Here is a 13949-nt window from a genome sequence, read left to right as displayed (position 1 = left end):
GCAGGTGAAACATCTGCAGATGTAAACTGGAGCCTTGGAATGTACATGTCCGGTTTCTTCCCATGTATGATGTTTGGTATTCCTGGTGCAGCTCTGGCAATGATCCAGTGTGCAAAGGACAATAAGAAAAAAGTTGCTATTGGTCTGGTAGCTTCCGCAGCACTTTGTGCATTTATCTGCGGTGTTACAGAGCCGTTCGAATTTGGCTTCATGTTCCTGGCTCCTGGACTTTATGTTATTTATGCATTATTATATAGTGTCTTTACAGTTGTTGCAGTATTATTAGGATTCCGCGCAGGATTCTCATTCTCTGCAGGTGCAACAGACCTTCTGTTCTCCGCATCTCTGCCTGCAGCACAGAAAACATGGCTGATCATTCCTCTGGGAATCGCAGCATTTATCGTATTCTATGTAGTATTCAGATTTGCAATCCTTAAATTTGATCTGAAGACTCCTGGAAGAGAAGATGATGATATGGACGAAACAACTGTAAAACTTGCAAACGATAACTTTACAGAAGTTGCAAAAATTATCTTAGAAGGTGTTGGCGGAAAAGGAAACGTTGCATCTATCGATAACTGCATTACAAGACTTCGTCTGGAAATCAAAGACTATACAGCTGTTGATGAAAAGAAAATCAAATCAGCCGGTGTTGCCGGTGTGATCAGACCTGGTAAAAATTCTGTTCAGGTTGTAATCGGTACGAAAGTTCAGTTCGTAGCAGATGAGTTTAAAAAGCTCTGTAAATAATATAGCAGATAAAATCCCTTTTTACAAAAAAGACCGCATTCATTGCGGCCTTTTTTCAATGGAAAAATACTCTGTGATTTTATGTTTTTGATCAAATTGATTATTGTATTCCAGAATGTGATGTTTATTCATCAGCTTCTGAAATTTCTCTGGTAAATTGTTCTGGGAATACCAGGTACCGTCTGTATTACATACGGCACCGATTCCAATGATCGGAAGCTTGTCTTTCGTCCTGTTCCACTGTTTCTGATTTCCAGTATGGCTATTTTATATTATTTTGCTTTAATTTTCAATACCTTTGAATAAGAACTGTATGCTTTGACATAGCTGTTGGTATCCTTTACATAACTGCGGATACGGAAGTAGTAGGTTTTACCCTTTTTCAGGGATTTCAGGGTATAGCTTCCATTGGAATCTCCGGATAACTTCAGGCGTTTATAGGCACCCTTGGCACTGGTTTTGTACTCGATCACATATCTGGAATATCCATTTTTGTAGTTGGTAGGATAACCGGTCCATTTTAACTGGATTCTGCCTTTGGATAAAGCAGTAGCCTTCAGACCGGTTACCTTTACAGAAGTTGCCACCGTGCAGGCGATTTGGTCTTTTCCACCGGAAAGCATACAAAAAGCACAAATACAGGAAAAAAGTATTGTTAAACATTGACAGAACAACAAAAAGGTTGTATCATACAGAGAGACATTAGTCCTCATTACAAGGACAGGGGATAAATATATGAAAAATGGCGAAAAAAAGATACTGTCGGAGAAGGTTGCAGATATGCTGCGGGCAAAAATCATAAACGGCGAGCTGCAGGCAGACAGCAGGATTATTGAGAGTGATGTTGCAAAATGTATGGAGGTCAGCAGGGGACCGGTGCGGGAGGCATTGAAAATTCTGGAATTTGAAGGTCTGGTGACCTACGAATCCAATAAGGGTTGCCGCGTGACGAATCTGTCTATGGAGGATGCCTATGAGGTATTCTTTCTGCGGGGCAATCTGGAAATCATGGCTCTTCGCCAGGCGGGGGGAAGGCTGCCGGATACCAGCCTTTTAACCATGAGAAGCTATCTGGAGGGGATGGAGCGCGCCCAGAAGGATAAGAATCTTCTGCAGATGGTGCAGATGGATGAGCTGTTTCACAGAGAAATCGTCAGCGCGGGGAATATGAAGCGTCTGGTACGGATGTGGGAGAGCTTAAGCCCGTTAAACGGCGCCATGTTTTTGAAGGTCAATGATACCTTTGAGTTGCGTGAGGGAGAGACTGCGGAGGAAATCTTCGGCAATTACCGGCGCGGGGATAATTATGAGGCTCATAAGCTTCTGCTGGAGAAGCTCAGCGGCATTGATTTGGAGAGCGCAGTGCTGTGCCTGAGAAATCACTATGTACAGACCGGAGAGCGGATATATAAAATCGAATCGAGAAGGAGACTTCTGAAGAAGACACTTTAAAAAAAAGGACACGGTCACTTAAAAAAAGCGGCGGTGTCCTTTTTAAGTTAAATGCGGAAGATCAATATCCTGCGGTGTTAAAAGTCCTTAAGCACCCGGCAGATATATGCCATGTCCTCGGCGGTATATCTCTGGTCGCAGGGGATGGAGATCACATGGTCATAAATATAGGCACAGTCCGTATGTCCTTCCAGATTGATATAGGGACCCACCGGCCAGTAGGAGGTGGCGTGGATGCCGTTTTGGCTCAGGTACTCCTTAAATTTTCCGCGGTCTGCGGCGTAGAGGGTGAAGTGGCTTGGTACGGTGGCATCGTCCAGGTAAGGGAATACAATGGTGTAGGCATCGGATTTCGGACAGTGCTCCAGCATATAGCGATAGTTCTCCCGGCGCTGCCTTTTGAGAGCGTCAAAATCATAATATTCGATAATGTCCACTGATTCGGAATCGGAGCCGTGGATATCGTAAACCTTACGCAGAAGCAGCTCGGCATCCCAGAGAAGTCTGGAGGCGTCCTCGGATACGGAGGCAGCCACGGTGTCCGGATGACGGAAGGCATCGGTCTTTACCGCCAGGCCCTGACGGCGCATGTTCAGATGGACCTCGTGGGGAGGAAGAATCAACGGAGTGAAGCTGCCGGTTTTCTTGATGGCAAAGCCGCCGCAGGAAACGCCCAGCCACTTGCGCATGCTTCCCACAACGTAGGTGCATCCCTCGTAAATGCCGTCCGCGGAGAAAATAGAGTGGGTGGTGTCCTCGATGATACAGATACCGCGCTCCTCACATTTCTTCAGAAATTCCCGGTCATAGCCGGAAAAGCCGTAATAACCGCAGATGGATATCAGATGAATCTTATCCAGCACCGATTCATCGAAAACCGGTATCATATCTTTGGTGAAATCATAGAAAATAAGCTCATAGCCTGCCTTGACGAAGGGGTCAATGACAGTTTCGCAGGTATAAAGGGGGACATACGCTACCGGATGGGGCTGTTGTTTTTTGAAATCCTCCAGTGCCAGATAGTTGGCACAGCGTCCGGACATCAGAAAACGCAGATCGCCTTCCGGCGGACAGAGCCCATCAAGATAGTGATTTTTGTTGTCTGGTTCTTCAATGTAAGGAAAATATCCGCCAATTTCTCTCATAAATGCCTCCTGTGCAATTTGTTCAAAATGTGTATTTCTAGTAATCACATTATAGCACAAATATGCCAAAGTGTAAACGAGATTGTTGACAATGTAATTAAAATGAAAATAATTACATAAAAAGATTGACAAAATTCGGATATGTTACTATAATAAGGTAAAGCAATGGCACAGATAGGGTGAATGTGCCGTTTTTTTTTTAGGAAAATGTATTCCAGGGCAGGACATATGTGTTTTGCCATTGGAATATTTTCACAAGAATTTACAAGAGGAGGAACAAAAGATGTACAAATATATCTTGAAGAGACTATTGATGATGATCCCAGTGCTTCTGGGTGTTACATTCATCGTATTTTTCATCCTGAATTTGTCACCGGGTGATCCGGCTGCAATGATTCTCGGAGATCAGGCATCTGCGGAAGCCCTGGAGATGAAGAGAGAAGAGCTGGGACTCAATGATCCGCTGGTTGTCCGTTACGGCAGATACGTTGTCAACATGGTACAGGGAGACCTGGGAACATCCTATAAGAATGACTTAAGTGTATGGGATCAGGTTATGGAGCGTTTCCCAAATACGGCAGTACTGGCGGTGGCCGGTATTCTGGTGGCCCTGATAATCGGTATCCCCGCAGGCATCATTTCGGCGAAGAAGCAGTATTCCGTTGTGGATAATGTGTCGATGGTGCTCTCGCTGATCGGTGTTTCCATGCCGAACTTCTGGTTTGGTCTTCTGGTGGTTATTGTCTTTGCTCTGAATCTTGGCTGGCTGCCTTCTCAGGGTATGGGAGAGGGTGGAGTCGAGCTGCTTAAGAGCCTGGTGCTTCCGGCACTGACCCTTGGAACCGGCTGTGCGGCAACCATTACCCGTATGACCCGTTCGTCCATGCTGGAGGTTATTCATCAGGATTACATAGATACGGCGAAAGCAAAAGGTGTATCCGAGCGTACCATCACCTTCCGTCATATGCTCAAAAACGCTCTGATTCCCATCGTTACGGCAGTCGGTCTGCAGTTTGGTACACTGCTTGGCGGCGCCATGCTGACGGAGACCGTATTCTCCTGGCCAGGACTGGGACGACTGATGGTCGATTCCATTAAGTCAAAGGATATTCCGATGGTTCTCGGCTCGGTTGTTTTCATGGCGGTCATGTTCTCCATCGTCAACCTGACGATAGATATCATATACGCCTTCGTAGACCCGAGAATCAAATCACTGTATAAGAAGAAATAAGGAGGAGTATCCAGATGAGTAAAGCAAAAAAAGTCCAGCCATCCTCCCAACAGCGTACTTTATGGCAGGAGACCTGGAGACGTTTTAAGAAAAACAAGCTGGCGGTTGCGGGAATGATTTTCCTGATGGCACTGGTTGTCATTGCCATTGCCACCATTATCATTGATGCGGTGAATCCGTCTATTTATGAGACTTATGTTATTAAGCAGAACCTAAGAGAGCGTCTTGCACCGCCGAGTGCGGCGCATATTTTCGGACAGGATGAGTTCGGAAGAGATATGCTGATGCGTATTCTCTGGGCGATTCGCTCCTCTTTGTTTATGGGAGCTCTATCCATTGCACTCTCCTGTATCGTCGGAGGTCTGCTCGGAGCCATTGCCGGCTATTACGGCGGCAAATTAGATAACGTTATCATGCGTATCATGGACGTTTTTCTGGCAATTCCTTCCATGCTGCTGGCTATCGCCATCGTAGCGGCTTTCGGAACCAGTCTGGTGAACGTGCTGCTGGCCATCGGTATTTCCTATGTGCCGACTTTTGCCAGAACCGTCCGCGCGCCGATTCTCACCGTTAAGGGACAGGAATATATTGAAGCGGCAAAGGCTGTGGGTGCCAGTGATTTCCGTATTATTTTCAAATACATCCTTCCGAACTCCATGGCGCCGATTATAGTACAGGTAACCCTTGGCGTGGCAGGTGCGATTCTTTCCATCGCCGGTCTGTCATTCCTGGGACTTGGTATTCAGCCGCCGACACCGGAGTGGGGCGCGATGCTTTCCGGAGCAAGAAGCTATATCCGAAGCTCCTGGCACATCACCGTTATTCCGGGACTTGCAATTATGCTGACCATCCTTGCACTGAATGTCATGGGTGACGGTCTGCGTGATGCATTAGACCCGAGACTGAAGAATTAATCGGAAAGGTGGAAGAAGACATGTCAGATATTTTATTAGATGTAAAAGACCTGGTCATTCATTATGAGACCGATGACGGTCTGGTACAGGCATTAAACGGTGTCAGCCTGCAGATTCATACAGGCAAGACACTGGGACTGGTGGGAGAGACCGGCGCAGGCAAGACCACCCTTGCAAAGGGTATTATGCAGCTGGTGCCCAATCCTCCGGGAAAAATCAAGGGCGGAGAGGTTTTCTATGACGGAGAGGATCTGCTGAAAAAAAGTGTTCAGGAGATGCGCGAGGTCAGAGGAAAACAGATTTCCATGATTTTCCAGGATCCAATGACATCCCTGAATCCGGTTATGACCGTTCGAGACCAGATTATGGAGGTTATTTTGCAGCATAATAAGCTTTCCAAGGAAGAGGCTGTCAAAAAAGCGGATGAGATGCTGGAGCTGGTCGGTATCCCCGCAGCCCGCGGCAGAGAATATCCCCATCAGTTTTCCGGCGGTATGAAGCAGCGTGTAATCATCGCCATTGCTCTTGCATGCCAGCCGAAGCTTCTGATTGCCGATGAGCCGACCACAGCGCTGGATGTTACCATTCAGGCACAGGTACTGGATCTGATTCAGAATCTGAAAAAGAGAGATAATACCTCTATGTTGCTGATTACCCATGACCTGGGTGTTGTGGCACAGACCTGTGATTATGTGGCGATTATGTATGCCGGGGAAATCGTGGAATACGGTACACTCCGCGAGGTTTACAAGGATATCCGCCATCCCTACACCAAGGGACTGATGGCATCCATCCCGAACCTGGTAGAGCAGGTAGAGCGTCTCCAGGCCATCGATGGACTGATGCCGGACCCGACCAATCTGGCCAAGGGCTGTAAGTTTGCAGACCGCTGTAAATATGCAACCGCTGCCTGTATGGAGAAGGTGCCTGAGATGAAGTCTGTGGGCGGAGAGCACATGGTACGCTGCATTTTGCCGGAAGCCACGGAAGTAAAGGAGCATTGATATGGAAAATCAGAACAAAGAACTGCTGAAGGTGGAACACCTGAAGAAATATTTTAATACTCCCGGAGGTGTCCTTCACGCGGTGGACGATGTATCCTTCAGTATCCGCGCGGGAGAGACATTAGGCGTGGTTGGAGAGTCCGGCTGCGGAAAATCCACCATGGGAAGAGCCATATTAAGACTGCATGAGCCGACCTCCGGTAAAGTATATTTTGAAGGAAATGACATTCTTTCCTATGATAAGAATAAGATGAAGGAATTAAGAAGGGAAATGCAGATTATCTTTCAGGACCCCTTCGCATCCCTGAACCCGAGAATGACTGTCAGCGAGGCGATTATGGAGCCCCTGCTGATTCAGAAGATTTACGCCAAGAAGGATAAGGAAGGACTTCGGAAAAGAGTTCATGAGCTGATGAATCTGGTGGGTCTGGCAGAGCGTCTGACCAACTCCTACCCCCATGAGCTGGACGGCGGAAGAAGACAGCGTATCGGAATTGCCCGTGCACTGGCATTGAAGCCCAAATTCATCGTATGTGATGAGCCGGTTTCCGCTCTGGACGTGTCCATTCAGGCACAGATTCTGAACCTGATGCAGGATTTGCAGGATGAGTTGGATCTGACCTATATGTTCATTACCCATGACCTATCGGTTGTAAAGCATTTTTCTAACCAGATTATGGTTATGTACCTGGGACAGATGGTGGAGATGGCGCCCACAGAGGTGCTCTTTAAGAATCCGGTACATCCCTATACAAAAGCACTTTTGTCAGCGATTCCCATTCCGGACCCGGATTATCCGATGGAACGAATTATGATGAAGGGTGAGATTACTTCCCCTATTGACCCGGAGCCGGGATGCCGTTTTGCAAAGCGCTGTCCTTATGCGACGGAGGTGTGCGGCAGTCCTGATATCCATCTGACAGAGGTGGAGCCAGGACATTTCGTATCCTGTATGCGAATCGGGGAGTTTGATAAATAAGTACACGAAAGTCAGAAAAATGGCTTTTATGTAAATAAAGGACTGAAAAGGAGAGAGCTATGAAAAATCATGTGAGAAAAGCACTGACGCTGTTACTGGCTGCTACTATGGCAGTTTCTATGACAGCATGCGGCGGCGGAAAAAAGGATGATGGCGCTGCAGAACCAAAGGAAGACGCTGTGGCAACAACGGAAGAAAGCACACAGGAGAGCGCAGGCGGCTACAAAGACACGATTGTCTGGGGACAGGGCGCTGACGTAACCTCCATGGACCCGCATCAGGGAAAAGAAACACCGGCAGTTCAGGTAACAAACAATATTTTTGATACTCTGACCATCGTTAACCCTGAGACCAATGAGGTTGAGCCGCAGATTGCAGAATCTTGGGAGCAGACCGATGATAAGACCTACGTATTCAAGATCAGACAGGGAATCAAGTTCCATGACGGTTCTGACCTGACAGCAGAGGACGTTAAATTCTCTCTGGAAAGAGCCATCAACTCTGCCGCAGTTTCTTACGTAGTCGACTTTATTGATACGATAGAAGTAAATGATGAGTACACCGTAACCATAACAACCGATGCTCCATACGCACCGACTCTTAGAAACTTGGCAGTACCGTTTGCCGCCATCGTTCCGAAGGCAGTTGTGGAAGCTGACGAAGAAGGCTTCAAGACCAATCCGGTTGGTTCCGGCCCATACAAATTCGTTGAGTGGAAACAGGGTGACTCTGTGAAGCTGGAAGCATTTGACGATTACTATGCAGGCGCTCCGGCAACAAAGTACCTGCAGATGAAGGTTATCCCGGAAGCAGCTCAGAGAACCATCGCTCTGGAAACAGGCGAAATCGACCTGGCTTATGATATCATTGCAAATGACAAAGACAAAGTTGCAGACAATGCAGACTTACAGCTTCTGGAAGCTCCGTCACTGTCCTGCTATTATGTTACCATGAACATGAAACAGAAACCTTTTGATGATATCCGTGTTCGTGAAGCAATCAACCTGGCAATCGATCGTCAGTTACTGGTAGATACCATCATCAACGGTGCAGGTCAGGTGGCAGATGCTATCATCGCACCGGCAGTATTCGGCTACAGCAGCCCGGGAGCATACGAATATGATCCTGAAAAAGCAAAAGAGCTTCTTGCAGAGGCCGGCTATGCAGACGGATTTGACACAAGCATCTGTGTAAACGACAACCAGGAACGTACAGAGGCATGTCAGGCAATCCAGGCTATGCTTGCAGAGGTTGGAATTAACTGTGAAGTAGAGGTTATGGAATTCGGAAGCTTCATCGATAAGACAGCTGCCGGAGACTTTGACACGGCATTCATGGGATGGTCAACATCTACCATCGATGCTGACTATACCTATTACTCTCTGGAGCACTCCTCTCAGCAGGGACCTGCAGGAAACCGTTCCTTCATTGCAGATCCGGATGTTGACAAATTAGTTGAGGAAGGACGTTCCAATACAGATCCTGCAGCCAGAGAAAAGATCTACGCAGATCTGGCAGTGAAATTAAAAGAAATTAACAACAACGCTCCTCTTTACTACAACAGTATCTTAGTAGGCGCAAGCAACAAGGTAGAGAACTTCGTGGTCGACCCAATCGGATACCACAAGCTGGATCAGGTTAAAGTTGCCGAATAATTGAATTAAGAAATGAGCGGGGGTGTCTTATTTTAGGACATCCTCATTTAAAAAGTAATAATTGCTTGGCAGAGTGCCAAACGGTTATGAAATAAAAAAGCAAAGACAAAGGAGAACAAAGACATGAGATTAGCGAATATTACATGGCCAAGAGCACAGAAATATTTTGAAGAAAACGATATGGTGATCGTATCCATCGGAAGTATTGAATGCCACGGAAGACATATGCCGCTGGGAACCGATACCCTGATTCCGGACCGTCTTCTTGAATTAATTGAAGAGAAAAGTGACGTTCTGATTGCTCCGACAATTCCATACGGCGCCTGCGAGTGCCTGGAGCCATATCCGGGAACCATTAACCTGGGAACCGAGCTGTTATATAACCTGCTGTACAAGGTTGTTGAGAATCTTTACAGCCATGGCGCACGCAAAATCCTGGTATTAAACGGCCACGGCGGAAACATTAAGACCATCGAGCGTGTGGGCCTGGATTTTGAGAAAAAGGGCGCATTGGTGGTTATGCTGAACTGGTGGCTGATGGCCTGGGATATGAAACCGGAATGGAAGGGCGGCCATGGCGGCGCAGAAGAGACAGCCGGCATCATGGGCGTGAATCCTGACCTGATTGATTACAGCGAGCTCACAGAGGAGCCTCTGAAATTAAAGGACTTAAATGAAAATCTGGTGGCTACGGGCTTCCGTACCGTGAAATTCAAAGGTGTTGAAGTGGAAGTGCTTCGCAGCACACCAAACGTAACCGACAATGGCTGGATCGGACCAGACCATCCGAAGAAAGCAACCGTTGAATGGGGACAGGAAATGCTGCAGACCTGTGCGGATTATATTGTGGATTTTGCAGAAGAATTCAAGAAAGTAGATTTAGAAAAGGTAATTCATAATAACGTATTAGGAAAATAAGAGAGGCTCGATGAAAATGGATAAGAGACAGAATCTGGAATTGATTGCGGATATTTCCAATGCCAACGGCGCACCGGGATTTGAGGATGATGTGGTGGCGCAGATCCGCAGACATGCAGAAGGACTGGGAGAACTCAGAGAAGACAGTCTTCGCAATTTTTATATTTACCGCAAAGAAAACAAAGGAAACCGTCCGGTGGTACAGCTGGACGGACACAGTGATGAGGTTGCTTTCATGGTACAGGCAATCCGTCCTGACGGAAACCTCCGCATTATCCCCCTGGGCGGCTGGGTGACCAGCAATGTACCTGCCCATAAGGTATGGGTAAGAAATGCGCTGGGCGAGTACATTCCCGGCATCGTTGCCAGCAAGCCTCCTCACTATATGACGGAGGCAGAGCGCAAGGCTCCGCTGGTATTCGAAAACATTACGGTAGATGTGGGCGCAGTGTCTAAGGAAGAAGCGGAAAATGAGTTCCATATCCGTATCGGCGAGCCGGTTGTGCCGGATGTAACCTTTACCTACGATGAAAAGCATGATTTGATGGTGGGAAAAAGCTTCGACTGCCGTCTCGGCTGCGCCTCCATTGTCAGCACTCTGCGTGAGCTGCAGGGAGAAGAGCTGGCTGTGGATGTGGTCGGTGCATGCTGTTCTCAGGAAGAGGTCGGCACCCGCGGTTCTCAAGTAACCTGTCGTACCGTGAATCCGGACATCGCCATTGTGTTTGAGGGCTGTCCTGCAGACGATACCTGTGTGGAAGCCTACATGGTTCAGACGGCCATCAAAAAAGGACCGATGCTTCGCCACGTGGATGCCCGCATGATCACCAATCCGCGGTATCAGCGCTATGCACTGGCGCTTGCCGGGGAACTTGGCATTCCGGTACAGGATGCGGTTCGCTCCGGCGGAAGCACCAACGGCGCCAACATTCACCTGTCAGGCAAGGGCGTTCCCACCATCGTTATCGGTGTTCCGGTTCGTTATGCACACACCCACTACGGAATTTCTGCCTACGCAGATTACGAAAACGGTGTGAAGCTGGCTGTGGAAATTATTAAGAGATTAAATGCCGATGTGATTGGAAGCTTCTAAGTGAAGTAATCAGATTGTGTGAGAGGAAAAGTAGCAAAGCAAGGACTGAAATGGGCGCAGGAAACTTTGTCAATCATGTACTTCCGTGGAATTGGTACAGATAATATTTGTGAAATCCCCGCAAACATTCTTGACAAAAGAGCCTTTTTTCATTATAGTAGAATCCAGAAAAAGGCTGTGAAAAAGAGGAGTAGGCGGTAATGCCCCACAGAGAGGGAAGCTTATAAGCTGGAAGGTTTCCCGGGAACAGAAGCGCTGAAGGTAGCTTTGGAGCCGGGAGGCTGAAGTGAGTGGTATGATGGTGTTGAGATTCATATGCGCCCATGGTAGGTTTTCACGTATCCCGCGTTAAGGGAATGAGAGACAAACTAAGGTGGTACCGCGATCTATGTCGCCCTTTGCACGTATAATGCGTGTAAAGGGCTTTTTTAATCGAACAGGCTTTTTTATAATGATAGAGCTGTGGGCTGCTTTACGGCGGAGTGATCCGCAGATACTTTTATTACAGATATAGAATATCAGGAGGACATTATGAGCAAAGAACTTGCAAAAACTTACGATCCTAAGGGAATCGAAGAGCGTCTTTACACAAAATGGATGGACAATGGATATTTCCATGCAAAAGTAAACCCGGACAAGAAACCGTTTACTATTGTTATGCCGCCGCCAAACGTAACCGGTCAGCTTCACATGGGACATGCGCTGGATGAAACTATGCAGGATATCCTGATCCGTTTCAAGAGAATGCAAGGCTATGAAGCATTATGGCAGCCGGGAACTGACCATGCAGCAATTGCTACAGAGGTTAAGGTTATCGACAAGCTGAAAAAAGAAGGTATCGACAAACACGATATCGGCCGTGAGGAATTCTTAAAACATGCATGGGCATGGAAGGAGGAGTACGGCGGAAAGATCATCAATCAGTTGAAGAAACTGGGTGCTTCTGCAGACTGGGAGAGAGAACGCTTCACAATGGATGAGGGATGTTCCAAGGCAGTACAGGAAGTATTTATCAAATTATATGAAAAAGGCTATATCTACAAAGGTTCCAGAATTATCAACTGGTGTCCTGTATGCCAGACTTCCATCTCTGATGCAGAGGTTGAGCATGAGGATCAGGATGGATTCTTCTGGCACATCAATTACCCGATCGTAGGGGAAGAGGGACGTTTCGTAGAGATCGCAACTACACGTCCGGAAACCCTGTTGGGTGATACTGCTGTTGCCGTAAATCCGGAAGATGAGCGCTACAGGGATCTCATCGGCAAGATGCTGAAGCTTCCTCTCACAGACAGAGAGATTCCGGTGATCGCTGATGAATATGTAGACAAAGAATTCGGAACAGGATGTGTAAAGATCACACCTGCTCATGACCCTAACGACTTTGAGGTTGGACGCCGTCACAATCTGGAAGAGATCAACATTATGAATGACGATGCGACCATCAACGAGCTTGGCGGAAAATACGCTGGTATGGACCGTTACGAAGCACGTAAGGCAATGGTAGCAGATCTGGAAGAACTTGGACTTCTGGTAAAAGTAGTTCCTCACAACCACAGCGTTGGAACTCATGACCGCTGCGGCACAACGGTAGAGCCTATGATCAAGCCACAGTGGTTTGTAAAGATGGACGAGATGGCAAAGGCTGCAATCAAAGCTCTGGATGACGGAGATCTGAAATTCGTTCCGTCCCGTTTTGACAAGACGTATCTTCACTGGCTTGAGAATATCCGCGACTGGTGTATTTCCAGACAGTTATGGTGGGGACACAGAATTCCGGCTTATTACTGTGATGAGTGCGGTGAAGTAGTAGTTGCAAGAGAAATGCCTGAGAAATGCCCGAAATGCGGATGTACACATCTTCATCAGGATGAGGATACACTGGATACCTGGTTCAGTTCTGCATTATGGCCATTCTCCACACTTGGCTGGCCGGAGAAAACACCGGAACTGGAATATTTCTATCCGACAGATGTACTTGTTACAGGATATGACATTATCTACTTCTGGGTTATCCGTATGGTATTCTCTGCTCTGGAGCAGACTGATCAGGTTCCGTTCCATCATGTACTGATCCATGGTCTGGTACGCGACTCCCAGGGACGTAAGATGAGTAAGTCTCTTGGAAACGGTATCGATCCTCTGGAAGTTATTGATAAATACGGCGCAGATGCTCTTCGTCTTACTCTGATGACAGGTAATGCACCTGGAAATGATATGCGTTTCTACTGGGAAAAGGTAGAAGCAAGCCGTAACTTCGCAAACAAGATCTGGAATGCTTCCCGTTTCATCATGATGAACCTGGAAGGCAAGACAGTGACAGAGCCGGAGAACTTAAATGATCTCTGTGCAGAGGATAAATGGATTCTGTCTCACTTAAATACAGTGATCCGCGAAGCTACAGAGAACATGGAAAAATATGAACTTGGTATTGCAGTACAGAAGGTTTATGACTTCCTGTGGGATGAACTCTGCGACTGGTATATTGAGATGGCTAAGGTTCGTCTGTGGAAGGCAGAGGAAGATCCGAAGGCTGCAAATGATGCACTCTGGACATTAAGAACAGCTCTGACAGAAGGTCTGAAGCTTCTTCATCCGTATATGCCGTTTATCACAGAGGAAATCTACTGCACACTTCTTCCTGAAGAAGAGTCTATTATGATCTCCGAATGGCCTGTATACAGAGAAGAGAGAAACTTCCCGGATGCTGAGAAAGCAATCGAGGGCTTCAAAGAGGTTGTAAGAGGTATCCGTAATACCAGAACAGAGATGAATGTTCCGAATAACCGCAAGACAAGCCTGCATATT

11 protein-coding genes, 1 pseudogene and 1 other annotated feature are annotated in these 13949 nt (G+C 47.2%); of the genes and pseudogenes, 10 read left to right on the top strand and 2 right to left on the bottom strand.

What is annotated here, in order from left to right:
- Window positions 1-750 (top strand): annotated as a pseudogene (locus ACTNES_RS07015) (glucose PTS transporter subunit EIIB); the annotation flags it as partial.
- A gap of 272 nt (window positions 751-1022) precedes the next feature.
- On the opposite strand, the gene ACTNES_RS07010 reads toward ACTNES_RS07015, so the two are convergent.
- Window positions 1023-1373, bottom strand: a complete 351-nt coding sequence (locus ACTNES_RS07010; protein ID WP_055057287.1) for a fibronectin type III domain-containing protein — start codon at window positions 1371-1373, stop codon at window positions 1023-1025.
- 112 nt (window positions 1374-1485) lie between these two features.
- Between ACTNES_RS07010 and ACTNES_RS07005 the strand changes: the two genes are divergently transcribed.
- Complete coding sequence (locus tag ACTNES_RS07005; protein ID WP_055057288.1) at window positions 1486-2202, top strand: GntR family transcriptional regulator; 717 nt, start codon at window positions 1486-1488, stop codon at window positions 2200-2202.
- Between the two features lie 77 nt (window positions 2203-2279).
- Here the strand turns inward: ACTNES_RS07005 and ACTNES_RS07000 are convergent, their stop codons facing one another.
- A complete protein-coding gene (locus ACTNES_RS07000; protein WP_055057289.1) occupies window positions 2280-3347 on the bottom strand; it encodes a hypothetical protein in 1068 nt (355 codons plus the stop codon).
- A gap of 283 nt (window positions 3348-3630) precedes the next feature.
- Here ACTNES_RS07000 and nikB point away from each other — a divergent pair, with 283 nt between their 5' ends.
- The 8 genes from nikB to ACTNES_RS06960 form a co-directional block, all read left to right on the top strand.
- Complete coding sequence (nikB, locus tag ACTNES_RS06995) at window positions 3631-4578, top strand: nickel ABC transporter permease (protein WP_055057290.1); 948 nt, start codon at window positions 3631-3633, stop codon at window positions 4576-4578.
- A 14-nt stretch (window positions 4579-4592) separates the two neighbouring features.
- Window positions 4593-5492 carry an ABC transporter permease gene (locus tag ACTNES_RS06990; protein WP_055057291.1) on the top strand — a complete coding sequence of 300 codons (900 nt, stop codon included), beginning with the start codon at window positions 4593-4595 and terminating at the stop codon, window positions 5490-5492.
- A 20-nt stretch (window positions 5493-5512) separates the two neighbouring features.
- The gene (locus ACTNES_RS06985; RefSeq protein WP_055057292.1) at window positions 5513-6496 is read left to right on the top strand and encodes an ABC transporter ATP-binding protein; all 984 of its coding nucleotides are present in this window, start codon (window positions 5513-5515) and stop codon (window positions 6494-6496) included.
- A gap of 1 nt (window position 6497) precedes the next feature.
- Window positions 6498-7475, top strand: a complete 978-nt coding sequence (locus tag ACTNES_RS06980; protein WP_055057293.1) for an ABC transporter ATP-binding protein — start codon at window positions 6498-6500, stop codon at window positions 7473-7475.
- Window positions 7476-7534: 59 nt separating this feature from the next.
- Window positions 7535-9130, top strand: a complete 1596-nt coding sequence (locus tag ACTNES_RS06975) for an ABC transporter substrate-binding protein (protein WP_118572132.1) — start codon at window positions 7535-7537, stop codon at window positions 9128-9130.
- Window positions 9131-9253: 123 nt separating this feature from the next.
- Window positions 9254-10048: a creatininase family protein gene (locus ACTNES_RS06970; RefSeq protein ID WP_441039008.1), complete on the top strand. Its 795-nt coding sequence runs from the start codon at window positions 9254-9256 to the stop codon at window positions 10046-10048.
- 16 nt (window positions 10049-10064) lie between these two features.
- Window positions 10065-11141: a M42 family metallopeptidase gene (locus ACTNES_RS06965; protein WP_118572133.1), complete on the top strand. Its 1077-nt coding sequence runs from the start codon at window positions 10065-10067 to the stop codon at window positions 11139-11141.
- 168 nt (window positions 11142-11309) lie between these two features.
- Window positions 11310-11543: a binding site (T-box leader), on the top strand.
- Window positions 11544-11672: 129 nt separating this feature from the next.
- Window positions 11673-13949, top strand: a 2277-nt coding sequence (locus ACTNES_RS06960) for a valine--tRNA ligase (RefSeq protein ID WP_441039006.1), incomplete at its 3' end; no start/stop codon positions are given.

It is taken from the genome of Blautia sp. HCP3S3_D9 (assembly GCF_052063845.1).
Taxonomy (GTDB): domain Bacteria; phylum Bacillota; class Clostridia; order Lachnospirales; family Lachnospiraceae; genus Blautia_A.
The sequence above is the reverse complement of the archived record's forward strand: the minus strand, read 5'-3'. Positions and strand labels throughout refer to the sequence as shown.

Excerpts from the sequence above, each read along its gene's own strand:
- ACTNES_RS07000 (WP_055057289.1), bottom strand. The coding sequence starts at position 3,347 with ATGAGAGAAATTGGCGGATATTTTCCTTACATTGAAGAACCAGACAAC.
- ACTNES_RS06975 (WP_118572132.1), top strand. The coding sequence starts at position 7,535 with ATGAAAAATCATGTGAGAAAAGCACTGACGCTGTTACTGGCTGCTACT.
- ACTNES_RS06970 (WP_441039008.1), top strand. The coding sequence starts at position 9,254 with ATGAGATTAGCGAATATTACATGGCCAAGAGCACAGAAATATTTTGAA.
- ACTNES_RS06985 (WP_055057292.1), top strand. The coding sequence starts at position 5,513 with ATGTCAGATATTTTATTAGATGTAAAAGACCTGGTCATTCATTATGAG.
- ACTNES_RS06965 (WP_118572133.1), top strand. The coding sequence starts at position 10,065 with ATGGATAAGAGACAGAATCTGGAATTGATTGCGGATATTTCCAATGCC.
- ACTNES_RS07005 (WP_055057288.1), top strand. The coding sequence starts at position 1,486 with ATGAAAAATGGCGAAAAAAAGATACTGTCGGAGAAGGTTGCAGATATG.
- nikB (WP_055057290.1), top strand. The coding sequence starts at position 3,631 with ATGTACAAATATATCTTGAAGAGACTATTGATGATGATCCCAGTGCTT.
- ACTNES_RS06990 (WP_055057291.1), top strand. The coding sequence starts at position 4,593 with ATGAGTAAAGCAAAAAAAGTCCAGCCATCCTCCCAACAGCGTACTTTA.
- ACTNES_RS07010 (WP_055057287.1), bottom strand. The coding sequence starts at position 1,373 with ATGCTTTCCGGTGGAAAAGACCAAATCGCCTGCACGGTGGCAACTTCT.
- ACTNES_RS06980 (WP_055057293.1), top strand. The coding sequence starts at position 6,498 with ATGGAAAATCAGAACAAAGAACTGCTGAAGGTGGAACACCTGAAGAAA.